Here is a 21,624-nt window from a genome sequence, read left to right as displayed (position 1 = left end):
CGTCGGTGGACCCGTGCTCGTCCGGCCGGGACCGGCCGGGCGAGCGGTCAGCCCAGGCACACCCCGAGCAGACAGATCTCCGTCGGCGACGTCGTCACCAGTGCGGGGCCCGTCCGGGACGTGCCCGGATCCGTGCCGTCGGCGGTCGCGGGCGCCGACGGCTCCTGCTCCGTCGTACCGGAGCGGTCGGCGGATGTCTCACCGGCGGGCCGGTCGGAGGACGCGTCGCCGGCGGCCGGGGCGACGCTCCGCGACTGCGGGGCCGACGTCGCGGCCGACCCGGCCGGGGCAACGGCCTCGGGCCGGGCGACCTGCGGCGCCGTGCGGGCCGGAGCCCCGGAGGACTGCTGCCGGGCGGCATCGGCCGCACCGACGGCATCGGTTGCAGCGGTCTCCGGCGACTGCGGCTGCGGCTGCGGCAGGGAAGGCGTGTGCGTCGAGGGCGGAGAGGGTTCGGCGGGCTGCCCGGTGGCCGGTTCGGACCCCGGGTGGCGCTGCTCGGACGCCTCCTCCCCCACGCCCCCCATCGTCCTGTTGTCCGGCGCCACGGCCGCCTGTGCCCGGTCCGGGGAGTTGCGGTCCATCGTGGCGACGATCAGGCCCCCGCCGAACAGGGCGACGGTGCTCGCGACCGCCGCCCGGCGCTTGTTCTTCTTCCAGCGGGCCAGCTGGCGACGGCGTGCCGCCCGGCCTCCGCTCCGCCGAACCGGCGGCACCTCCTCGACGTCGGCGACCGGGCCGGGCGGGGCCACTTCCCGGACGGGGCTGACCCCGGCCTCCTCCGTCGCGTCGCTGACCGAACTGTCGTGCCGGCTGTGGCGCGGGGCGATGTCCGGGGCGTAGGCACCGCACCCGGGGCACACCAGGGCGCCGTTGAGATGCCGACGGCATGAAGAGCAGTAGTCCATCTACGGTGTTCCGGTCTTCCTGGGTCGACGCGCCGTCGGCCCGCGTGGGCCACGGCCTGGCCACGTTCGCACAGGGGATCGAGCGATCAGCAACGCTAGCGAGACTTTGGCCGGACGGCGTGCAGCCCGTGTGACGCTCCTGCGTGGATCCCGTTCGCGCGCGCAGGGCCCCGGAAAACGCAACAGCGCCCGAGCCGGCCGAAGCCGACCCGGACGCTGACCAGCAGGTCGAGACCGTCCGCCTCCCCCTGCCACCGGTAGGCCCTGTGGGACTCGAACCCACAACCAATGGATTAAAAGTCCACTGCTCTGCCAATTGAGCTAAGGGCCCAAAGCGGTGTCGTGTGATGGTGCCACCCCGAGCATAGCCCGACGCGGCCGGGTCTCCGATCGGGTATCGGAGACACGGCCGCGTCGGGCGTCTGTCATGCCTCGGCGTCAGCCGTTGCGCTTCCAGCGCGGCTTGTCGTCACGACGGCCGAAGGAGGAACCGCGGTGGTCGTCACGGCGGCCGTACGGACGGTCGTGACCGCCGGAGCGGAAGCCGGGGCGGTCGCCCTGGCGGTCGCGGTTGAACGGGCGGTCGCTGCCGCGGTGACCGGGACGGTCGTCCCGGCGGAAGCCGCCCCGGTCGTCCCGGCGCTCGAAGGAACGGCCACCGCGGTCGTCCCGGCGGAAGCCGCCACGGTCGTCCCGGCGCTCGAAGGAACGGCTACCGCGGTCGTCGCGGCGGAAGCCACCACGGTCGCTACGGTCACCGCGGTCGTTGCGGTCGTTGCGGTCGTTCCGGTCGTCGCGACGGAAGCCGCCACGGTCGTCACGGCGGTCGTCACGGCGGTCGTCGCGCCGGTCGAAGGAACGGCCACCGCGGTCGCCGCGGTCGTTCCGGTCGTCCCGGCGGAAGCCGCCACGGTCGTCCCGGCGGTCGTAGCCACGATCCCGGTCGCGGTCGCGGTCCCGGTCACGGTTGAATCCGCCGCGGTCGTCGCGCCGGTCGAAGGAACGGCCACCGCGGTCCCGGTCGAAGGAACGGTCCCGGTCGAACGAACGCCCGCCCCGGTCGCTCTTCTGCTCGGTCTTCTGCTCGGCCTTCTCCACGTCCCGCGCGCCCGGCTGTTCCGGCACCGAGACCTCCGCCTCGACCGCGGCACCGGCCGCGACCGACTCGGCGAGCACCACCGCGGGGTCCTCGCCACGCTCCCGGGCGACCCTGGCGAGCAGCCGGTCCGCCTCCTCGCGCAGCTCGGTCGCGCGCCGCTGGGCCCGCTCCAGCTCCTTGGTGAGCTGGGCGACCTCGCGCTCGGCCTGCTGGGCCGCGTTGCCCGCGGACTCCGCCTGGACCTCGGTCATCGACCGGGCGCCCGTGATCTCGGCGACCTCCGCGTCGAAGGCGGCGCCGCCCTGGATGATGTGGCGCGTGGCGTCGACGCCCGCGTCCTCCATCAGCCGGAAGATCTGGCGGCGCTGGTGCGGCAGGGACAGGGAGACGACCGTGCCGGTACGGCCCGCGCGGGCGGTGCGGCCGGCGCGGTGCAGGTAGTCCTTGTGGTCACCGGCCGGGTCCACGTTCAGGACCAGGTCGATGCCGTCGACGTGGATGCCGCGCGCGGCGACGTCGGTGGCGACCAGGACGTTGACGTACCCGTCCTTGAAGTCGGCCAGCGTCCGGGTCCGGGCGCCCTGGGTCATGCCGCCGTGCAGCGCGTCGGCCTTCACACCGGCCTCACGCAGCTGGTCGGCGACGCGGTCGGCGCCGAGCTGGGTGCGGACGAAGATGATGGTGCGGCCCTTGCGGGAGGCGATGGCCGCGGTGACCGGCGCCTTGTCCTTGGGCTTCACGACCAGGATGTGGTGCGACATGGTCGTCACCGCGCCCTGCGCGGCGTCGACCTCGTGGAGGGCCGGGTCCTTCAGGTACCGGTCGACGAGCGTCTTGATCTCGTTCTCCATGGTCGCGGAGAACAGCATCCGCTGGCCGCCTGCCGGGATCTGGTCCAGCAGCTCGGTGACCTCGGGCAGGAAGCCCAGATCGGACATCTGGTCGGCCTCGTCGAGAACGGCGATCTCCACGTTCTCCAGGGAGCAGGCGCCGCGGTTGATGATGTCGCGCAGCCGGCCCGGGGTGGCGACCAGGATGTCCACGCCCTTCTCCAGGGCGTAGATCTGGTTGCCCATCGAGGTGCCGCCGCAGACGACCTTCATCCGCAGGCCGACCACGTCGCCGTACGGCTGGAGGGCGTCCGCCACCTGCATGGCGAGCTCCCGGGTCGGGGTGAGGATGACGGCCCGCGGCTTCTTCTTCTCGGTGCGGCCGCCGGCGAGCTGGGCCAGGGCCGGCAGACCGAAGGAGAGGGTCTTGCCGGAGCCGGTGCGGCCGCGGCCGAGGATGTCCTTGCCGGCCAGGGCGTCCGGGATGGTCGCGGCCTGGATCGGGAAGGGGGTGGTCACGCCGTTCTGCGCGAGCTTGCGGACGACGCCCTCGGGCAGGCCCAGGTCCGCGAAGGTGGGCTCGGCAGCCTGTACGGCCTCGGGGGTGTCCTCGATGCTCTCGGGCACGACGACGTGATCAGTACTGGTGATGGACATGCGAATGCGAAACCTTCCGGAGTCTCGTCGGCACGCGCCCGTCAACTCCGTGATTCGCAATTCGCAAAACGACCGCCTCGATGCGGTCCACCACGGCAAGGGAGAGTACGCGCCACACGGCGCGCTCTGCGTTGGCGCCGGGCAAATGGGATCAAACGATCTACCACCATACGCACCCACTGCCCTCAAAGGCAAACCGAGCTGCCCACGACCCTCGTACAGCGGTCCTCCGGCGGCAGCCGCCGTCGAGCCGCGGGCCCGTCCCGAGGCCCGTCACCTGCACTAGGCCGGCGCCCCGGCCTCCGGTGCCGGCTCACGCTGGGCCAGCTGGGGCCCCGGGGGCTCGTGTGCCGAGGACGACGGTTCGGCCGGAGTCGGCTCCGGGGTCGGGGACGCGGGCGGCTCCTTGGCCGGGGGTGGCTCGGGCGGCTCCGTGACCGTGGGCTCCGGCGCCGCCGTCCGCGGGGGAGCCGGCCGGGCCGGTTCCTCCTTCGGCGGGGCGGCCGCACCGTCGTCCGCCGACGGCGAGGGGTCCGCGGTCGCGCCGCGCTTCCCGTCCGTCTCCTCGCCCTCGCCCTTCTTCCGGTCCGCGTCCTTGCCCTTGCCCTTCCCCTTGCCCTTCTCGCCCTCGCCGTGTCCGCCGTCGGCCGCCGCCGCGCCGTACCCGGCGCCGCCGGGCATCAGGGAACCGCCGTCCGGCTCCTTGGCGCCCCGCTCCCCGGCGGACCGCGACGGCTCGGCTCCCCCGCCCGAGGCGTCGTCACCGACGCTCATGCAGCCGGTGGCGGCGGCGACGGCCAGGGCCGTGGCGGCCAGACGGACAGGTACGTACAAGCGGCGCACGGGCAGCCACCTCCGGGGGTCAAGGAGTCGCCGTGCCCAACTCCCGTCCCCCACAGGAGGACACGCGCCCCGCTCCGCCGGTTCCTCACCCGTACCCGAGGGCGTGCAGCCGCGCGTCGTCGATGCCGAAGTGGTGGGCGATCTCGTGCACCACGGTCACCTCGGTCTCGGCGACGACCTCCTCGCGCGTCTCGCACATGCGCAAGGTCGGTCCCCGGTAGATCGTGATCCGGTCCGGCAGCACCCCCGCGTACCACTCCCCGCGTTCCGTCAGCGGCGTCCCCTCGTAGATTCCGAGCAGCTCGGGATCGTCCGCCGGGGGCTCGTCCTCGACGAACACCGCGACGTTGTCCATCAGCCGCGTCAGTTCCGGCGGAATACGGTCCAGCGCCTCGGCGACCAGTTCCTCGAACTCCTCACGCGTCATCTCCAGCACACGCCCATTGTCGGGTACGACACAGCCGCACGGGCGCCGCCCGCCGCCCGCGTATCCGTCCGCATATCCGCCCGCACGCATGGGCATACGGGACCAATGTCCCGCGTCCCCGGCGCAGTCCAGCGCGTCCTCGCCCGCTTCCGGAAGACCCCACGACCCCGTAGGGCCCCGCACGCCCTCGCCCGCCGCCGCTCCCGGCCGTCGCCCACCGCGGTCGAGCTGGCCGCCCGGCCCCACCCGCTGCCCCGCGCCGCAGGACTCGTCGCCGTCGTCCTGCTCGGCGCCTGGCTGGGCCTGCTGGTCGTCGGCAACGTACGGGCCCCGGTCGGCCCGATGGACACGACGATGACCCTGCGCCCCTCCCTCACCGGCGGCACGAAGATAAACGTGTCCCCGCTCGGCGCCCTCCAACTGGACAGCCACACCGCGCCGGTCCGCCTGGACGTGAACGTCGACCAGCTCGACCCCGAGCGCGCCCAGGCCCTCGTCGACCACCCCGAGCGCCTCTCCGGCCTCCAGGACGAGGTCGCGCGGGACGTGGAGCACGGCACGCTCGACCTGGCCGTCCGCTCCTGCATCGCCGTCGTCACGGGCGCCACGGCCCTGGGCCTCGCGGTCTACCGCCGGCCCCGCCGCGCGCTGGCCGCCGGCGGCCTGGCCTTCACCCTGCTGCTCGCCTCCGGCGGCAGTGCCTACGCGACCTGGAGGCCGGACTCCGTCCTGGAGCCGAAGTTCTCCGGCCTGCTCTCCTCCGCACCCTCCGTCGTCGGCGACGCGCGCAGCATCGTCACGGAGTTCGACGTCTACCAGAAGGAACTGGCGCGCCTGGTGACGAACGTGACCAAGCTCTACGACGCCACCTCGACGCTGCCCGCCTACCGGCCGGACCCGACCACGATCCGCGTCCTGCACGTGTCGGACATCCACCTCAACCCGGCGAGCTGGAAGATCATCGCCTCGCTGGTGAAGCAGTACCGGGTGAACGTGATCGTCGACTCCGGCGACACGATGGACCACGGCTCGGCCGCCGAGAACGGCTTCCTGGACCCGATCGAGGACCTCGGCGCCCCCTACGTCTGGGTCCGCGGCAACCACGACTCGATGAGCACCCAGCGCTACATCGAGGGCCTGAAGAACACCCACGTCCTGGACGACGGCCGGGCCACGACCGTTGCGGGCCTGCGCTTCGCCGGCATGGGAGACCCGCAGTTCACCCCCGACCGCACCAGGAAGCCGGGGGCGGAGGCCTCCCAGGAACTGGCCGGCGCCCGCCTGGCCTCGGCCCTGCGCGACCAGCGCGCCGCGGGCACCCCGGTGGACGTGGCCGTCGTCCATGAACCGCCGGCGGCCCGGGAGGTCGACGGGGAGGTGCCGCTGGTGCTGGCCGGCCATGTGCACCGCGACGACATGGAGGTCATGGAGTTCGGCACCCGGCTGCGGATCGAGGGCTCGACCGGCGGCAGCGGCCTGCGCGCGATCGAGGGCAAGTACCCGGACCCGATCCAGGCATCGATCCTCTACTTCGACCGGGACAGCCGCCACCTCCAGGCCTGGGACGAGATCAAACTGGGCGGGCTGGGCCTGACGACGGCCGAGGTGAGCCGCCACCTCCCGAAGGAGAACCAGCCGGGCGCCACCCCGTCACCGTCGCCGAGCCCCTCCACGGGCACCCCCTCCGCAGACACCTCTTCCCCGGGTGCACCCTCCCCGGCCACCCCCTCACCCACCGGATCCCGGCCGGCTCCGTAAACCGTTTTGGCGATACCTCCCGCCATCCCATATGCTTCTCACGTCCCCGACGCGCTGAGAAGCGCCCAGGCGGGCCGATAGCCCTCATCGTCTAGCGGCCTAGGACGCCGCCCTTTCAAGGCGGTAGCACGGGTTCGAATCCCGTTGGGGGCACGCAGTACGGTGTGCGACACTTGGTTCGCTGGTTCGCACACACCCCACATGGTCCTGTGGAGCAGTTTGGAGTGCTCGCCACCCTGTCAAGGTGGAGGCCGCGGGTTCAAATCCCGTCAGGACCGCTGAGGTTTCACGTGAAACCCCATGGCTGGGTAGCTCAGTTGGTACGAGCGTCCGCCTGAAAAGCGGAAGGTCGCCGGTTCGACCCCGGCCCCAGCCACAATGACCCCCGTCGAGCTCATCGGCGGGGGTTTCTGCATGTCAGTGGGTGACGGCAAAAGCGTTAGCCACGTTTTTCGCCGGGATGAGATCCTGGAGACCGTATGTCTACGCACCCCGCCCCCGCCCTCGGCACCCTCGCCCCCCGGCTGACCGAGCTGTCGCTGCGTGACGCGCACCGGCTCGGACGCAGGCTCGAGGGTGCGCGGAAGATCCGCAAGCCGGAGGCCCGCGCCGCCGTTCTCGCCGAGATCGAGGCGGAGGTCGACCGGGCCGAGCAGCGTGTCACCGAGCGTCGCGCCCGCGTGCCCGCCGTCACCTACCCCGAGGCCCTGCCGGTCAGCCAGAAGCGGGACGAGATCGCGGCGGCCATCCGCGACCACCATGTCGTGATCGTCGCCGGCGAGACCGGGTCCGGAAAGACCACCCAGATCCCCAAGATCTGCCTCGACCTCGGCCGCGGCGTCCGCGGCATGATCGGGCACACCCAGCCGAGGCGGATCGCCGCCCGCACCGTCGCCGAGCGGGTCGCCGACGAGCTGGACACCCCGCTCGGCGGGGCCGTGGGCTGGAAGGTCCGGTTCACCGACCAGGTCGATCCGGACGGCACCTTCGTCAAGCTGATGACGGACGGCATCCTGCTCGCCGAGATCCAGACCGATCGCGAGCTGCGCGCCTACGACACGATCATCATCGACGAGGCCCACGAGCGGTCCCTCAACATCGACTTCCTGCTCGGGTACCTGGCGCAGCTGCTGCCGAAGCGGCCCGACCTCAAGGTCGTCATCACCTCCGCGACCATCGATCCCGAGCGCTTCTCCCGGCACTTCGGCGACGCCCCGATCATCGAGGTCAGCGGCCGGACGTACCCGGTGGAGGTGCGCTACCGCCCGCTGCTGGAGGAGGACGGCGACGACGCCGACCGGGACCAGATCACCGCGATCACCGACGCCGTCGAGGAGCTGATGGCCGAGGGGCCCGGCGACATCCTGGTCTTCCTCTCCGGGGAGCGGGAGATCCGGGACACGGCCGACGCGCTGGAAAAGAAGAAGTACCGGTTCACCGAGGTGCTGCCGTTGTACGCGCGGCTCTCCCACGCCGAGCAGCACCGTGTCTTCCAGCCGCACACCGGCCGCAGGATCGTTCTGGCGACCAACGTCGCCGAGACCTCCCTCACCGTCCCCGGCATCAAGTACGTCATCGATCCCGGCTTCGCCCGGATCTCCCGCTACAGCCACCGCACCAAGGTGCAGCGGCTGCCCATCGAGCCCATCTCGCAGGCCAGCGCCAACCAGCGCAAGGGCCGCTGCGGCCGTACGTCCGACGGCATCTGCATCCGGCTCTACAGCGAGGACGACTTCGACGCCCGGCCGGAGTTCACCGACGCGGAGATCCTGCGCACCAACCTGGCCTCCGTCATCCTGCAGATGACCGCCGCCGGCCTCGGTGACATCGAGAAGTTCCCCTTCATCGACCCGCCGGACCACCGCAACATCCGCGACGGCGTCCAGCTCCTCCAGGAACTCGGCGCCCTCGACCCGGGGCAGAAGGACGTACGCAAGCGGCTCACCGAGACCGGCCGCAAGCTGGCCCAGCTGCCCGTCGACCCGCGGCTGGCCCGGATGGTGCTGGAGGCCGACAAGAACGGCTGCGTCCGCGAGGTCATGGTGATAGCGGCCGCGCTGTCCATCCAGGACCCGCGCGAGCGCCCCGCCGACAAGCAGACCCAGGCCGACCAGCAGCACGCCCGCTTCAAGGACGAGACCAGCGACTTCCTCGCCTATCTCAACCTCTGGCGGTACATCCGGGAACAGCAGAAGGAGCGCGGCTCGTCGTCCTTCCGCCGGATGTGCAAGCAGGAGTACCTCAACTTCCTGCGCATCCGCGAATGGCAGGACATCTACACCCAGTTGCGCACGGTCGCCAAGCAGATGGGCATCCACATCGACGACCAGGACGCCCCGGCCGACCGCATCCACGTCTCGCTGCTCGCCGGTCTTCTCTCGCACGTCGGGATGAAGGACGTCAAGGACGGCAACAAGAACGAGTACGTGGGCGCCCGCAACGCCAAATTCGCGATCTTCCCGGGCTCCGCGCTGTTCAAGAAGCCGCCGCGGTTCGTGATGTCGGCGGAGCTGGTGGAGACCAGCCGCCTGTGGGCGCGCGTCAACGCTAAGATCGAGCCCGAGTGGGTCGAGCCGCTGGCCCAGCACCTGATCAAGCGCACCTACAGCGAACCGCACTGGGAGAAGGACCAGGCGGCGGTGATGGCCTACGAGAAGGTCACGCTGTACGGCGTACCGATCGTCGCCCAGCGCAAGGTCAACTACGGCCGGATCGACCCGGAGGCCAGCCGCGAGCTGTTCATCCGGCACGCGCTGGTCGAGGGCGACTGGCGCACCCACCACAAGTTCTTCGCCGACAACCGCAGGCTGCTCACCGAGGTCGAGGAGCTGGAGCACCGGGCGCGGCGCCGGGACATCCTGGTCGACGACGAGACCCTCTTCGACTTCTACGACCAGCGGATCCCCGAACACGTCGTCTCCGGCGCGCACTTCGACTCCTGGTGGAAGCGCAAGCGCCACGAGCAGCCCGACTTCCTCGACTTCGAGCGCGAGATGCTCATCAACGAGAAGGCGGGCGAGGTCACCAAGGACGACTATCCGGACTCCTGGCGTCAGGGTCCGCTCAAGTTCCGGGTGACGTACCAGTTCGAACCGGGCGCGGACGCGGACGGCGTGACCGTCCACATCCCGCTCCAGGTGCTCAACCAGGTCACCGACGAGGGCTTCGACTGGCAGATCCCGGGCCTGCGGGAAGAGGTCGTCACGGAGCTGATCCGGTCCCTGCCCAAGCCGATCCGCCGCAACTACGTGCCGGCGCCCAACTACGCGAGGGCGTTCCTGGACCAGGCCGTCCCCCTCCAGGAGCCGCTGACGGTGACCATGGCACGCGAGTTGAAGCGCATGGTCGGCGTGCCGTTCGAGGCGGAGGACTTCGACTGGTCCAAGGTCCCCGACCACCTGAAGATCACGTTCCGGATCGTCGACGAACGGCGCCGGAAACTGGCCGAGGACAAGGACCTGGAGGCGCTGAAGCTCAGGCTCAAGCCCAAGGCGCGCAAGGCGCTCTCGCAGGCCGCGGCGGCCACCGCCTCACGGCAGGGCGGTGAGTCCCTGGAGCGCACCGGCCTGACGGACTGGACGATCGGCACGCTCACCCGCGTCTTCGAGACCCGCCGCGCCGGTCAGCCGGTCAAGGCGTACCCGGCGCTGGTCGACGACGGGGACACGGTCTCCGTGCGCCTCTTCGACACCGAGGCCGAGCAGGCCCGGGCGATGTGGAAGGGCACGCGCCGGCTGATCCTGCGCACCATCCCGGTCAACCCGGCGAAGTTCGCGTCCGAAAAACTGTCCAACCAGCAGAAGCTCGGCCTGTCCGCGAACCCGCACGGTTCGATCCAGGCCCTGTTCGAGGACTGCGCCATGGCGGCGGCGGACAGGCTCATCGCGGACTTCGGCGGCCCGGCGTGGGACGAGGAGTCGTACCGGAAGCTGTACGACAAGGTCCGCGCGGACATCGTCGACACGACCGTCCGCGCGGTGGGGCAGGTACAGCAGGTGCTGGCCGCCTGGCAGGCGTGTGAGCGGCGCCTGAAGGCCGTACGCAGCCCGGCACTGCTGCCGAACCTCCAGGACGTCCGCAAGCAGCTGGACGGGCTCGTGAAGCCCGGTTTCGTCACCGAGGCGGGGCTGAAGCGGCTGCCGGACCTGATGCGCTATCTGATCGCCGCGGACCGGCGGCTCCAGCAGATGCCGACGAACGTCCAGCGGGACACCACGCGCATGGCGAAGGTGCACGAGATGCAGGACGAGTACGCGTGGCTGCTCGAGCAGATGCCGCAGGGCCGGCCGGTTCCGCAGCAGGTCCTGGACATCCGCTGGATGATCGAGGAACTGCGGGTCAGCTACTTCGCCCACGCGCTCGGCACGGCGTACCCCGTCTCCGACAAGCGGATCGTGAAGGCGATCGACGCGGCGGTCCCGTAACGGGCGCGGCACAGAGGGTGAGTTCGCCAGGGGGCCCGCCCTCCTGTAGAGTCTCTTCTCGCAGCGCACCGCACGAATAGCGCCGCAAAACCTGGTCCTGTGGAGCAGTTTGGAGTGCTCGCCACCCTGTCAAGGTGGAGGCCGCGGGTTCAAATCCCGTCAGGACCGCAGCAAAGAAGGCCCGCACCGCTTGGTGCGGGCCTTCCGCATGCACCCACCCACCCCCAACACCGCACAACACTCGCCACCCTGCCAAGGTGGAGACCGCGCCCGCGGCGCAGCCGCAACCGGGCACAGCAAATCCCGTCAGGACCGCAGCAAAGAAGGCCCGCACCGCTTGGTGCGGGCCTTCCGCATGCACCCACCCACCCCCAACACCGCACAACACTCGCCACCCTGTCGCGGTGGTGCGCTCGCCCGCCCGGACCTCTGGCCCTGCCCACCACCCCGGGCGCCCTCCCGCGGCCCTGTGCGCCCTCAGGTGCCCTCCCGCGGCCTTGACGGCGTCACATTCACTCGGTACTCCAAAAGCAGGGCCCCGCACCCCGTGTGGGCCGACGGAGGTGGCGTATGGCGACGGCATCGGCGAGGCACGAGACGCGGGCGCTGCTTCGCGCGCACCTGTCGGCCGCGTCGTCGTACCGCCATCTGATGCGGCACTGCCCGATCTGCCACCGCCTGTTGCGGCTGGCGCTGGACTCCCCCGCCCCGCAGCCCCCGGAGAGCCGGCAGGAGGCCCTGGAGGCCGTCGAGGGCGAGCGCCCCTCATCCCCGTGATCCCTCGCCCCGCCCCAACACCCGTACGACAGCGGGCAGGTGGAACGCGAGCCTCCATTAGCGCACCCGGACCGACGACAACAAGCGCCGTGACGTGTGACGGGTGTCACCGCATGAATTTTTGAAACGGTGGCACTTACTCCTCTCCTACAACTGGTCAATTTAATATGTGCAATTGCACTGTCGCGGGAGCCGTCCCACAGCCGATCCGACAGCCCTCCCCAGACTCCGACAGGCTCGCGCACAGAGGGCCCCGCGAAGCCGTCACCAGGCACAAAAAGATCGCGTCGGACCCGGCGGAGTCCGACGCGATCGACGACGCATCCGGGTCTGTTGGGGCAGAACCCGCGTCGTGTGGAGCTGTGGTTCGGGCGGTCGAGCAGGCTGGGGGACCCGCCGTTTCGCCCCGTTATGCAGTTGTTCAGGCCTCGCTGCGCTGCTGCGGGATGCCCGCAAGCAGGGCGCGGACCTCGGCTTCGCGGTAGCGGCGGTGCCCGCCGAGCGTGCGGATCGACGTAAGCTTGCCGGCCTTCGCCCACCGCGTGACCGTCTTCGGGTCGACGCGGAACATGGTGGCGACCTCAGCCGGGGTCAGCAGCGGCTCGGCATCAGGGGTGCGAGCGGTCATGAGCGGCCTCCTCGGGAGAACCGAACCTTCTCGGTTCTTTCCTCTAAATTCTGCACCTTGACCCGCGTTGCCCGAAATGGCGGACGCGAGTCGAGTCGGTTATAGGACGAACGGCTTGTCCTCGGCACTACAACTACACCATCTGTCCAGCCGCGTCGGCCAAACCGATGGAATTGCCCTCCCAGGTGTTCATCAGCGACGGAAGCCGATGGACCATGCCATAACGGACAGTCACGCCACTGTGACGATCAGTCACAGCGCGATCAGGAGTCACCAGACCCCCCAAAGCGTGCAAGGCTGGAGCCCTCCCCGGGCTCCTTGTCCTATTTTGGCACGAGGAGTGGCAAGCGGCGCAAGAGTGGGGTACGTGCGGTCCGTCACGCTTGACACTTAAGCCCGGATCGGGACCTACGTCCCTTGTTGACAAAGCATCAGTGAACGTCGACGCGCGTCGAACGACCCCACCGACGAGCCGCCGAACCAGCCTCGGAGCGCAAGACAAAACCTCAAAACGTGCGGTACGTCAAACATCAGTTCGCCGACCGTCGGTCCCGCACCGACCGCCACCGCTCCACGAGCCGTCCGTACGCCGCCCCCGCCGTCGCCCCGTCACCGTGGCGAAGGGCCTCGATACCCTCGGCCACGTCCGCCGCGGAGTGGTCGTCCTCCAGCTCACCGGCCGGCAGGGCGTGCACCAGCCCGCCGTAGTCCAGCTCGACGAGGGAGCGGGGGTGGAACTCCTCCAGCCAGCGCCCCACGTCCACCAGGCCGTCGATCAGCGGCCCCTCGTCCATGGCCTCCTTCAGCGCCCGCAGCCCCCGCGCCACCCGCCGCCGGGCCTGCACCATCGGCGTCCGGTAGCGCAGCACCGGCGCCGCCCCGTCCCCGCCGCCCTTGTCGTACTCCCGCTCCTCGTCGGAGACCAGCACGAACCAGTTGATCGGCACCTGCCAGGTCGACGTGCGGATCCACGGGCGGGCGTCGGGGTTGCGCTCCAGCCAGCGCTCGTAGTCCTGGGCGGCCTGGCGGCGCACGACCGGGGGCAGGACGGCGTCCAGCACCGGCGCGGGGAAGTCCTCCGCCAGCTCGGCCAGGGCCTGCCAGCCGCGCAGCCGGGTGCGCCAGGGGCACACGCAGACCACCCCGTCGACCTCCGTCACGAAGGCGTCCCCGCTCTCGTGCACCGGTACCGCGACCGGCGGGGTGGGCAGCAGGTCGGCCAGGGAGCGGCGCAGCTCGTCCTGGTAGCCGGGCAGGTCGGTGCGGCGGGCGTAGCGCTCCCAGTGGCCGCGCTCGGGCTCCGGGAAGGCGGCCAGCGGCTCGTACACGCGCAGGTACGCGGCGTAGGGCACGATCACCGAGGACACCTTGGGCACGCCTGCTCCCTCCCCCGCCCGCCGGTCCGAAAACCTGCCGGGCCCCGTTCACGGACCCGCTCACAAACGGCGGGAATCTCTGCAAATCGTCGCACGGGCGTACTCCGTGCGGAGGTGATCCTGAGCACTGTGCGGCGGGCAGGCACCCCCAGGCTCTAATCTCGTGCCACGGCCCCCGCCACCCGCACGGGAGCCGCCTCCCACCCGCCGCTACTTACTCAGGAGTCACCACAGTGACCGACGTAACCGGCGCACCTGCTGATGTACTGCACACGCTGTTCCACTCGGACCAGGGCGGTCATGAGCAAGTCGTGCTCTGCCAGGACCGGGCCAGCGGCCTGAAGGCCGTCATCGCCGTCCACTCCACCGCTCTGGGCCCCGCCCTCGGCGGTACGCGCTTCTACCCGTACGCGACCGAGGCGGAGGCCGTCGCCGACGCGCTGAACCTCGCGCGCGGGATGTCGTACAAGAACGCCATGGCCGGCCTCGAGCACGGCGGTGGCAAGGCCGTGATCATCGGCGATCCGGAGCGGATCAAGTCCGAGGAGCTGCTGCTCGCCTACGGCCGCTTCGTCGCCTCGCTCGGCGGGCGCTACGTCACCGCCTGCGACGTCGGCACCTACGTCGCCGACATGGACGTGGTGGCCCGCGAGTGCCGCTGGACCACCGGCCGCTCCCCCGAGAACGGCGGCGCCGGCGACTCCTCGGTCCTCACCGCGTTCGGCGTCTACCAGGGCATGCGGGCCTCCGCCCAGCACCTGTGGGGCGACCCCTCGCTGCGCGACCGCGCGGTCGGTGTCGCGGGCGTCGGCAAGGTCGGCCACCACCTGGTGGAGCACCTCCTGAAGGAGGGCGCCCGGGTGACGGTCACGGACGTGCGCGAGGACGCCGTCCGGCGGATCACCGATCGGCATCCGGAGGTGCTGGCCGTGGCCGACACCGACACCCTGATCCGCACCGCCGGCCTGGACATCTACGCTCCGTGCGCGCTCGGCGGGGCGCTGGACGACGACACCGTGCCGGTGCTGACCGCCAAGGTGGTCTGCGGCGCGGCCAACAACCAGCTCGCCCACCCGGGCGTGGAGAAGGACCTCGACGACCGCGGGATCCTCTACGCGCCGGACTACGTGGTGAACGCCGGCGGGGTCATCCAGGTGGCGGACGAACTGCACGGCTTCGACTTCGACCGGTGCAGGGCGAAGGCCGCGAAGATCTACGACACCACGCTGGCCATATTCGCACGTGCGAAGGAAGACGGTATTCCGCCGGCCGCCGCGGCCGACCGGATCGCCGAGCAGCGGATGGCGGAGGCGCGTAGCCGGCGCTGATCGGGGAAGGGGCCCCGAGGGCCGCGAGGTCCGGCCGGTACCCGCCGGCGGAGTTGGAGACAACTCTCACTTCTTCCGGCGGGTCGACCGTCCATAAGTGGTTAAAATCGCGGTTGACCAGCGAGGACGGGGTGCCTCGGCGGTCCTGGGCGCGGGCACGTCATGCGGGCGACGTACCGTATGGGCGCGGGCTCAGGTACCGTGGAAGCCCTACGGACCGGTCTCTCCACGGAGAGCCCGTTCGGGACCATGAACGCGTGTCAAGACTCTGGGGCCGTCGAGCCCCGTCGTTGAGGGGGTCGAGCCATGGGGCGCGGCCGGGCCAAGGCCAAGCAGACGAAGGTCGCCCGCCAGCTGAAGTACAACAGCGGTGGGACGGACCTCTCACGCCTGGCCGAGGAGCTGGGCGCATCGACATCGAACCAGTCGCCGAACGGCGACCGTTTCGAGGCCGATGAGCATGACGACGACGACCTGTACTCCCGGTACGCCGACCTCTACGAGGACGACGACGAGGAGGACGAGGACGGCCAGTCCTCGCGACATCGTCGCGGCGCTTGACCTAGTACTGGACACTGCCCGGTCGGTGACGTGATGTCACCGACCGGGTTCTGTGCTGCCCGCACTTCGGTCAGGCGTAGTCACCGACCAGCGTCGCGCCCGTGGCGTGGTCTCCCCGGTCCGTGATCTCGCCCGCCACCCAGGCGTCCACGCCGCGGTCGGCCAGCGTCACCAGCGCCACGTCCGTCGACTCCTGCGGCACGACCGCGATCATGCCGGCGCCCATGTTGAGGGTCTTCTCCAGCTCCAGGCGCTCGACCTGGCCGGTCCGGCCGACGAGGTCGAAGACCGGGCCCGGGGTCCAGGTGGAGCGGTCGACGGTCGCGTGCAGGCCGTCGGGGATCACGCGGGCCAGGTTGGCCGCGAGCCCGCCGCCGGTGACATGGCTGAAGGCGTGCACCTCGGTGGTGCGGGTGAGGGCCAGGCAGTCCAGCGAGTAGATCTTCGTGGGCTCCAGCAGCTCCTCGCCGAGGGTGCGGCCGAGCTCGTCCACGTGGCTCTCCAGGGCCAGGCCGGCCCGGTCGAGCAGCACGTGCCGGACGAGTGAGTACCCGTTCGAGTGAAGACCGGACGCTGCCATGGCGACGACCGCGTCACCCTTGCGGATGCGGTCCGCGCCGAGCAGCCGGTCGGCCTCCACGACGCCCGTACCGGCACCGGCGACGTCGAAGTCGTCCTCGCCGAGCAGGCCCGGGTGCTCGGCGGTCTCGCCGCCCACCAGGGCGCAGCCGGCCAGCACACAGCCCTCGGCGATGCCCTTGACGATGGCGGCGACCCGCTCGGGGTGGACCTTGCCGACGCAGATGTAGTCGGTCATGAACAGCGGCTCGGCGCCGCTCACCACGATGTCGTCCATGACCATGGCGACCAGGTCGTGGCCGATGGTGTCGTAGACGCCCATCCGGCGGGCGATGTCGACCTTGGTGCCGACGCCGTCCGTGGCGGAGGCGAGCAGCGGGCGCTCGTAACGCTTGAGGGCGGAGGCGTCGAAGAGGCCGGCGAAGCCGCCCAGGCCGCCGAGGCCCGCGACCTCGGCGCGCTGCGTCTTCTTCACCCACTCCTTCATCAGCTCGACGGCGCGGTCGCCCGCTTCGATGTCGACACCTGCTGTTTTGTAAGAAGGCGCTGCGTAGCTGGCACCAGTTGTCTCGGACATGGCTTTGAGAACCTTCGTGTCGTACGGCAGGTAACGCGGACGGCTACGGGCGACGGATGGCGTCGGCGGCGGCCGTGGCGGCGGGACCGGCGGCGAGCTCGGTCTCCAGGAGCTGCTTGCCGAGCAGCTCGGGGTCGGGCAGGTCCATCGGGTACTCGCCGTCGAAGCAGGCGCGGCACAGGTTCGGCTTGGCGATGGTGGTCGCCTCGATCATGCCGTCGATGGAGATGTACGCCAGGGAGTCGGCGCCCAGCGAGGTGCCGATCTCCTCGATGCTCATGCCGTTGGCGATGAGCTCGGCGCGGGTGGCGAAGTCGATGCCGAAGAAGCACGGCCACTTCACGGGCGGGGAGGAGATCCGGATGTGGACCTCGGCGGCGCCCGCCTCGCGGAGCATCCGGACCAGGGCCCGCTGGGTGTTGCCGCGGACGATGGAGTCGTCCACGACGACCAGCCGCTTGCCCTTGATGACTTCCTTCAGGGGGTTCAGCTTCAGCCGGATGCCGAGCTGGCGGATGGTCTGCGAGGGCTGGATGAAGGTCCGGCCGACGTAGGCGTTCTTCACCAGGCCGTTGCCGAAGGGGATGCCGGAGGCCTCCGCGTAGCCGATCGCGGCCGGGGTGCCGGACTCCGGGGTCGCTATCACCAGGTCGGCCTCGACCGGGGCCTCCTTGGCCAGGCGGCGGCCCATCTCGACCCGGGAGAGGTAGACGTTGCGGCCGGCGATGTCGGTGTCCGGGCGGGCCAGGTAGACGTACTCGAAGACACAGCCCTTGGGCTTCGCTTCCGCGAATCGCGATGTGCGCAGGCCGTTCTCGTCGATGGCGACGAACTCGCCCGGCTCGATCTCGCGGACGTAGCTGGCACCGCAGATGTCCAGGGCGGCGGACTCGGAGGCGATCACCCAGCCGCGCTCCAGCCGACCCAGGACCAGCGGACGGATGCCCTGCGGGTCACGGGCGGCGTAGAGGGTGTGCTCGTCCATGAAGACGAGCGAGAAGGCGCCCTTGACCTGCGGGAGGATGGCGTGGGCGGCCTCCTCGATGGTCAGCGGCTTGCCGTCCTCGTCGACCTGGGCCGCGAGCAGCGCGGTGAGCAGGTCGGTGTCGTTGGTCGCCGCGACGCGCGGGGTGCGGCCCTCCTGCTTGGGCAGGTCGGCGACCATCTCGGCGAGCTGGGCGGTGTTGACGAGGTTGCCGTTGTGGCCGAGCGCGATCGAGCCGTGCCCGGTGGCACGGAAGGTCGGCTGGGCGTTCTCCCACACGGAGGCGCCGGTGGTCGAGTAGCGGGCGTGACCGACCGCGATGTGACCCTGGAGCGAACCGAGAGAGGTCTCGTCGAAGACCTGGGAGACCAGGCCCATGTCCTTGAAGACGAGGATCTGGGAGCCGTTGCTGACCGCGATTCCCGCGGATTCCTGGCCCCGATGCTGGAGGGCGTAGAGCCCGAAGTACGTGAGCTTTGCGACCTCTTCGCCCGGAGCCCAGACACCGAAGACGCCGCATGCGTCCTGGGGGCCCTTCTCACCGGGGAGCAGATCGTGATTGAGTCGACCGTCACCACGTGGCACGCCACCGAGTGTAGGCGAGATCGACCACTGGTCCGAATTGGGGATCCGCCGCCCTCAGCGCCTCACTGACCGGCCACGGCCCGGACGCTGGTGCCGTTCGGGCTGGTCAGCGTGAGGGTCTGCTGATCGATTCGGTAATCGATCTTGTTGTCGAAGAGCCTCAGCAACCGCTTCTCGATGTCCATGAGTGAGTCTTCGCACACCATCCGGGTGGTGGCCGGAGCGCCCAGGGTGATATGGCCGTCGCGCACCGTGGCCTCGGCGTTGACGCGGTTGCAGCCGAGGCTGCCGGAGACGGTCCCCTGCTTCTTGTCGAAGGTCAGGTGCGCCTCCCCGCCGTCCTGGCCGGCGGGGGTCGTGACGGTCCACTTCGTCCCGTACAGCGCGGCGTCCGGCTGTTCGCTCAGCCGGACGGTGTCGCCGTCGGAGGTGGTGAGCGTGAGCCGGTCGCCCTCGGCCTCGGCGGTGAGCGGGCCCGCGGTGAGGGTGCGGGCGAGGGTCTCCTCGAAGGCCATGGGCGTGTCGTCGCAGGCCATCTCGGTGGACACGGCGTCGCTGAGCCGGACCCGGTCGCCCTCGACCTCGGCATTGGCGCTGAAGGTGTTGCAGCCGAAGTTGCCCTCCGCCCGGCCGCCATCCCCGATGCGGACGCGGGCGTCCTCGGGGGCCCGGTGGGTCTTGCCGTCGACGGTGACGCTGTCGACGCTCCAGTGGACGCCGGTCACGGTCGGACCGCCGTCGCCGACCGCGCCGCTGCCGCCGTCCGCCTTCTCGGTGCCGCAGGCCGCAGCGAGCGGGACGAGCGCGGCGACGGCCGCGGTCAGGGTGATGTGGTGGTTCTGCCGCTTCTGCCTGTACATGCCGATTCGACGGAGGCGGGGAAGGATCGGTTCCCCCTCGGTGCGCCCTCGTGCGCCCTCGCTCCCTCTCGGCTCACACCAGGATCGGCAGCAGTTCCCCGAGGTCGGCGCGCTCCCCGCTCGCGCTGACCTTCGCCCGGTCGAGCGCGTCCTTCCAGGCCAGCCGGCCGGTCGCCAGCCGGACCCAGGTCAGCGGGTCGGTCTCGACGACGTTGGGCGGGGTGCCGCGGGTGTGCCGGGGGCCCTCGACGCACTGCACCACGGCGTACGGCGGAACGCGCACCTCCGTCGAGCCGCCGGGCGCCTTCACCGCGAGCGCGTCGGCCAGCAGCCGGGTGGCGGCGGCCAGCGCCTGCCGGTCGTAGGGCACGTCGAGGCCGGGCACGGCGGCGTTGAGGTCGTCGGTGTGGGCGACGAGTTCGACGGTCCGGGTGACGACGTAGTCGGCCAGCGGCAGCGCGCCCGCGCTGGTGGGCAGCAGCCGGCTGCCGGGGTGTGCGGCGAGGCGGTCGGCGAAGCGCCGTTCGACGTCGGCGAGGTGGGCGTCGAGGTCGGGGTGGTCTGCGGCCGACCGCCGGGCGGTGCCGGCGATGGCGGGTGCGTCGGCGGCGATGGCGGACGGCCAGTCGAGCAGTCTGCCGTCCTGCCGCGCGGGCTCGGGCTCGGCCAGCAGCCGGTCCACGGCCGTCAGCGCCATCCCGACGTGCGCGACCAGTTCCCGCACGGTCCAGTCGCCGAGCCGCGTGGGGAGCGCCAGCTGTTCGGGAGTGAGGGTGCGGACGGCTGCCCGTACGTTGCCGAACTGGGCGAGCACGGCGGTACGGGTCCTGACGGGGTCGTAGCTGCGGGTGCGCTTCTTGGCCGGGGGCATGGAGGTGAGCCTATGCGGCTCGGGCACGGGCTCAGGCGGCGTCGGTCGGGGCGGCCGCCTCGAAGACCTCGCCGTTGCGGGGCACGCCGATGCCGCGCCAGGTGAAGGGCAGGCCGCGGGCGGAGTCCGGGTCGGGGGAGTCCATGAGCTGGAAGTGCACGTGCGGCTCGGTGGAGTTGCCGGAGTTGCCGCAGCGGGCGATCCGCTGCCCGGCGCGCACCCGCTCGCCCTCCCGGACGGCGAGCGAGCCGCGCTGGACGTGGGCGTACATCGCGTAGGTGCCGTCGCCGAGGTCGAGCACCACGTGGTTGCCGACGATGCGGCGGGCCCCGGCCATCTGGCGCACGTCGGCCTCGACCAGCATCAGGTACAGCAGCCCCGGCAGCGAGGTGCGGCTGAGATGGTCGCGCTGGGTGTCGGTGGCGCGGACGACGGTGGCGTCGGCGACCGCGAGGAGCGGGGCGCCGAAGGCCGGGAAGTCACGGTTGGGCCGGACCGGCGGCCACAGGACGCGGAAGCCGGGGCGGGCGCCGTCCTCGGGCTCCGCGACGATGTCGATGGCGTAGGTCTGGCCGTAGGCGTGGGTGCCATGGCTCGGGGTGCGGTCGGCCGGGCTGTTCAGGGCGGACCAGCGGCCGGTCACGGGCGGGGTGACCTCGACGGGCTCGAGGTCGGCCCGCTTGCCGGCGGGGGCGTCGGCGCCGGTGCGGTTCACCACTGTGATCAGCAGGAAGGCGAGGAGCAGGGGCAGGAAGTCCCACCACCAGGGGTGGGCCAGGTCGAAGGCGACGTCCGCGGCGATCAGGACGAAGAACCCGATCATCAGGCATCGGAAGGCGGTCATGGCGAGCTTGCGTCCGGACATCGTGTCCCCCTCGGTCTGTCCCGCTCGTGGTGGTTGCCGGTCGTGCCGTCGCCGGTCGTGGTCGTTACCGGTGGTGGTCGTTACCGGTCGTGTCGTCGCCGCTCGGTCTGTCCTGCTTCGTGCTCAGGCCCGCTCGTGCTCGGGCCCGCTCGTGCGTCTCCCGTTCAGGGCCGGGCCGTCGACAGCGCCACCAGCAACGGCACGATCCGGCCCGGTGGCACCTCGTGGCGTCCCCGGCCGCTGGTGTGCAGCCAGCCGGCGGCGGTCAGCTGCCGCAGGTGGTGGTAGATCCGGCCGGTCGTGCCCACCTCGTCCAGCTCGGCGAGCTCCGCGGCGGTGCGCCGCCCGCCGAGGATCTCGCGCAGCAGGCGCAGCCGGACCGGGTGACCGAGCGCCGCGAACGCCTCGGCGGCCTCGGCCCAGTCGGCGTCCATCAGGTCCTCGGTCAGCGTGCCGTGCTGCCAGACGTACCGCTCGCCGGCCGGCAGCCGTACGACGCCCGTGAACAGGACGCCGCCGTCCGCCGCGCCCAGCTCCGCGAGCTGTTCCTTCAGCCCTTCCAGGGCCCAGAAGTCGCCCTCGCCGAGCCGGGGTGCCGTGCGCTCTGCCGCCTCCAGCGCCGCCAGGCGGCGTTCGAGGTCGGCCACGCGCTGTTCGAGCCGTTCCACACCTTCGATATTACGGAA

Annotated in this window: 17 protein-coding genes and 5 tRNA genes; 9 read left to right on the top strand and 13 right to left on the bottom strand. The window is 71.1% G+C overall.

Going from position 1 to position 21,624, the window contains the following annotated elements:
* Window positions 1–47: 47 nt before the first annotated feature.
* From ACLGIH_RS17660 to ACLGIH_RS17640, 5 genes are all read right to left on the bottom strand, one after another.
* Window positions 48–908, bottom strand: a complete 861-nt coding sequence (locus ACLGIH_RS17660; RefSeq protein ID WP_416526200.1) for an SCO2400 family protein — start codon at window positions 906–908, stop codon at window positions 48–50.
* 258 nt (window positions 909–1,166) lie between these two features.
* Window positions 1,167–1,239: transfer RNA gene (locus ACLGIH_RS17655), tRNA-Lys, on the bottom strand.
* Window positions 1,240–1,346: 107 nt separating this feature from the next.
* The gene (locus ACLGIH_RS17650) at window positions 1,347–3,494 is read right to left on the bottom strand and encodes a DEAD/DEAH box helicase (RefSeq protein WP_416526199.1); all 2,148 of its coding nucleotides are present in this window, start codon (window positions 3,492–3,494) and stop codon (window positions 1,347–1,349) included.
* 282 nt (window positions 3,495–3,776) lie between these two features.
* Window positions 3,777–4,337 carry a hypothetical protein gene (locus ACLGIH_RS17645; RefSeq protein ID WP_416526198.1) on the bottom strand — a complete coding sequence of 187 codons (561 nt, stop codon included), beginning with the start codon at window positions 4,335–4,337 and terminating at the stop codon, window positions 3,777–3,779.
* Between the two features lie 85 nt (window positions 4,338–4,422).
* Window positions 4,423–4,773: a metallopeptidase family protein gene (locus tag ACLGIH_RS17640; RefSeq protein ID WP_416526197.1), complete on the bottom strand. Its 351-nt coding sequence runs from the start codon at window positions 4,771–4,773 to the stop codon at window positions 4,423–4,425.
* A 96-nt stretch (window positions 4,774–4,869) separates the two neighbouring features.
* Here ACLGIH_RS17640 and ACLGIH_RS17635 point away from each other — a divergent pair, with 96 nt between their 5' ends.
* The 7 genes from ACLGIH_RS17635 to ACLGIH_RS17605 all read left to right on the top strand — a co-directional run bounded on the left by ACLGIH_RS17635 (window position 4,870) and on the right by ACLGIH_RS17605 (window position 11,723).
* Window positions 4,870–6,522, top strand: a complete 1,653-nt coding sequence (locus ACLGIH_RS17635; protein ID WP_416526196.1) for a metallophosphoesterase family protein — start codon at window positions 4,870–4,872, stop codon at window positions 6,520–6,522.
* Window positions 6,523–6,602: 80 nt separating this feature from the next.
* Window positions 6,603–6,675 (top strand) — tRNA-Glu (locus ACLGIH_RS17630).
* A gap of 50 nt (window positions 6,676–6,725) precedes the next feature.
* Window positions 6,726–6,800: transfer RNA gene (locus tag ACLGIH_RS17625), tRNA-Asp, on the top strand.
* A gap of 24 nt (window positions 6,801–6,824) precedes the next feature.
* Window positions 6,825–6,898: transfer RNA gene (locus ACLGIH_RS17620), tRNA-Phe, on the top strand.
* 103 nt (window positions 6,899–7,001) lie between these two features.
* Window positions 7,002–10,946, top strand: coding sequence for an ATP-dependent RNA helicase HrpA (hrpA, locus tag ACLGIH_RS17615; protein ID WP_416526195.1), 3,945 nt, complete (start codon window positions 7,002–7,004; stop codon window positions 10,944–10,946).
* 93 nt (window positions 10,947–11,039) lie between these two features.
* Window positions 11,040–11,114: transfer RNA gene (locus ACLGIH_RS17610), tRNA-Asp, on the top strand.
* A 402-nt stretch (window positions 11,115–11,516) separates the two neighbouring features.
* Window positions 11,517–11,723, top strand: a complete 207-nt coding sequence (locus ACLGIH_RS17605; protein WP_416526194.1) for a DUF6274 family protein — start codon at window positions 11,517–11,519, stop codon at window positions 11,721–11,723.
* Between the two features lie 421 nt (window positions 11,724–12,144).
* Here the strand turns inward: ACLGIH_RS17605 and bldC are convergent, their stop codons facing one another.
* Window positions 12,145–12,351, bottom strand: coding sequence for a developmental transcriptional regulator BldC (bldC, locus tag ACLGIH_RS17600; RefSeq protein ID WP_003949541.1), 207 nt, complete (start codon window positions 12,349–12,351; stop codon window positions 12,145–12,147).
* 530 nt (window positions 12,352–12,881) lie between these two features.
* Window positions 12,882–13,727 (bottom strand): DUF8083 family protein, encoded by an 846-nt coding sequence (locus ACLGIH_RS17595; RefSeq protein ID WP_416526193.1) that lies wholly within the window; start codon window positions 13,725–13,727, stop codon window positions 12,882–12,884.
* Between the two features lie 233 nt (window positions 13,728–13,960).
* Here ACLGIH_RS17595 and ACLGIH_RS17590 point away from each other — a divergent pair, with 233 nt between their 5' ends.
* Together ACLGIH_RS17590 and ACLGIH_RS17585 are read left to right on the top strand one after the other, a co-directional pair.
* A complete protein-coding gene (locus ACLGIH_RS17590; RefSeq protein WP_416526192.1) occupies window positions 13,961–15,055 on the top strand; it encodes a Leu/Phe/Val dehydrogenase in 1,095 nt (364 codons plus the stop codon).
* Between the two features lie 306 nt (window positions 15,056–15,361).
* Window positions 15,362–15,616 (top strand): DUF3073 domain-containing protein, encoded by a 255-nt coding sequence (locus ACLGIH_RS17585; protein ID WP_416526191.1) that lies wholly within the window; start codon window positions 15,362–15,364, stop codon window positions 15,614–15,616.
* A 70-nt stretch (window positions 15,617–15,686) separates the two neighbouring features.
* Here the strand turns inward: ACLGIH_RS17585 and purM are convergent, their stop codons facing one another.
* The 6 genes from purM to ACLGIH_RS17555 form a co-directional block, all read right to left on the bottom strand.
* Window positions 15,687–16,772: a phosphoribosylformylglycinamidine cyclo-ligase gene (purM, locus tag ACLGIH_RS17580; protein ID WP_416526190.1), complete on the bottom strand. Its 1,086-nt coding sequence runs from the start codon at window positions 16,770–16,772 to the stop codon at window positions 15,687–15,689.
* Window positions 16,773–16,815: 43 nt separating this feature from the next.
* Window positions 16,816–18,342, bottom strand: a complete 1,527-nt coding sequence (purF, locus tag ACLGIH_RS17575) for an amidophosphoribosyltransferase (protein ID WP_416526189.1) — start codon at window positions 18,340–18,342, stop codon at window positions 16,816–16,818.
* Window positions 18,343–18,404: 62 nt separating this feature from the next.
* A complete protein-coding gene (locus ACLGIH_RS17570) occupies window positions 18,405–19,202 on the bottom strand; it encodes an META domain-containing protein (protein ID WP_416526188.1) in 798 nt (265 codons plus the stop codon).
* 73 nt (window positions 19,203–19,275) lie between these two features.
* Window positions 19,276–20,073, bottom strand: coding sequence for a maleylpyruvate isomerase family mycothiol-dependent enzyme (locus ACLGIH_RS17565; protein ID WP_416526187.1), 798 nt, complete (start codon window positions 20,071–20,073; stop codon window positions 19,276–19,278).
* A gap of 31 nt (window positions 20,074–20,104) precedes the next feature.
* On the bottom strand, window positions 20,105–20,938 hold the full coding sequence (locus ACLGIH_RS17560; RefSeq protein WP_416526186.1) for a M23 family metallopeptidase: 834 nt from the start codon (window positions 20,936–20,938) through the stop codon (window positions 20,105–20,107).
* A 164-nt stretch (window positions 20,939–21,102) separates the two neighbouring features.
* Entirely contained in the window at window positions 21,103–21,585 is a 483-nt protein-coding gene (locus tag ACLGIH_RS17555) for an ArsR/SmtB family transcription factor (RefSeq protein ID WP_416529409.1), read from the bottom strand.
* Window positions 21,586–21,624: the final 39 nt, after the last annotated feature.

The organism is Streptomyces hamibioticus, assembly GCF_047946815.1.
Lineage (GTDB): Bacteria > Actinomycetota > Actinomycetes > Streptomycetales > Streptomycetaceae > Streptomyces.
This window is presented reverse-complemented; position numbering and strand designations above follow the sequence as displayed.

Coding starts and splice junctions, on each gene's coding strand:
- ACLGIH_RS17660 (WP_416526200.1), bottom strand. CDS start 908: ATGGACTACTGCTCTTCATGCCGTCGGCATCTCAACGGCGCCCTGGTG.
- ACLGIH_RS17650 (WP_416526199.1), bottom strand. CDS start 3,494: ATGTCCATCACCAGTACTGATCACGTCGTCGTGCCCGAGAGCATCGAG.
- ACLGIH_RS17635 (WP_416526196.1), top strand. CDS start 4,870: ATGTCCCGCGTCCCCGGCGCAGTCCAGCGCGTCCTCGCCCGCTTCCGG.
- hrpA (WP_416526195.1), top strand. CDS start 7,002: ATGTCTACGCACCCCGCCCCCGCCCTCGGCACCCTCGCCCCCCGGCTG.
- ACLGIH_RS17605 (WP_416526194.1), top strand. CDS start 11,517: ATGGCGACGGCATCGGCGAGGCACGAGACGCGGGCGCTGCTTCGCGCG.
- bldC (WP_003949541.1), bottom strand. CDS start 12,351: ATGACCGCTCGCACCCCTGATGCCGAGCCGCTGCTGACCCCGGCTGAG.
- ACLGIH_RS17585 (WP_416526191.1), top strand. CDS start 15,362: ATGGGGCGCGGCCGGGCCAAGGCCAAGCAGACGAAGGTCGCCCGCCAG.
- purM (WP_416526190.1), bottom strand. CDS start 16,772: ATGTCCGAGACAACTGGTGCCAGCTACGCAGCGCCTTCTTACAAAACA.
- ACLGIH_RS17570 (WP_416526188.1), bottom strand. CDS start 19,202: ATGTACAGGCAGAAGCGGCAGAACCACCACATCACCCTGACCGCGGCC.
- ACLGIH_RS17565 (WP_416526187.1), bottom strand. CDS start 20,073: ATGCCCCCGGCCAAGAAGCGCACCCGCAGCTACGACCCCGTCAGGACC.
- ACLGIH_RS17560 (WP_416526186.1), bottom strand. CDS start 20,938: ATGTCCGGACGCAAGCTCGCCATGACCGCCTTCCGATGCCTGATGATC.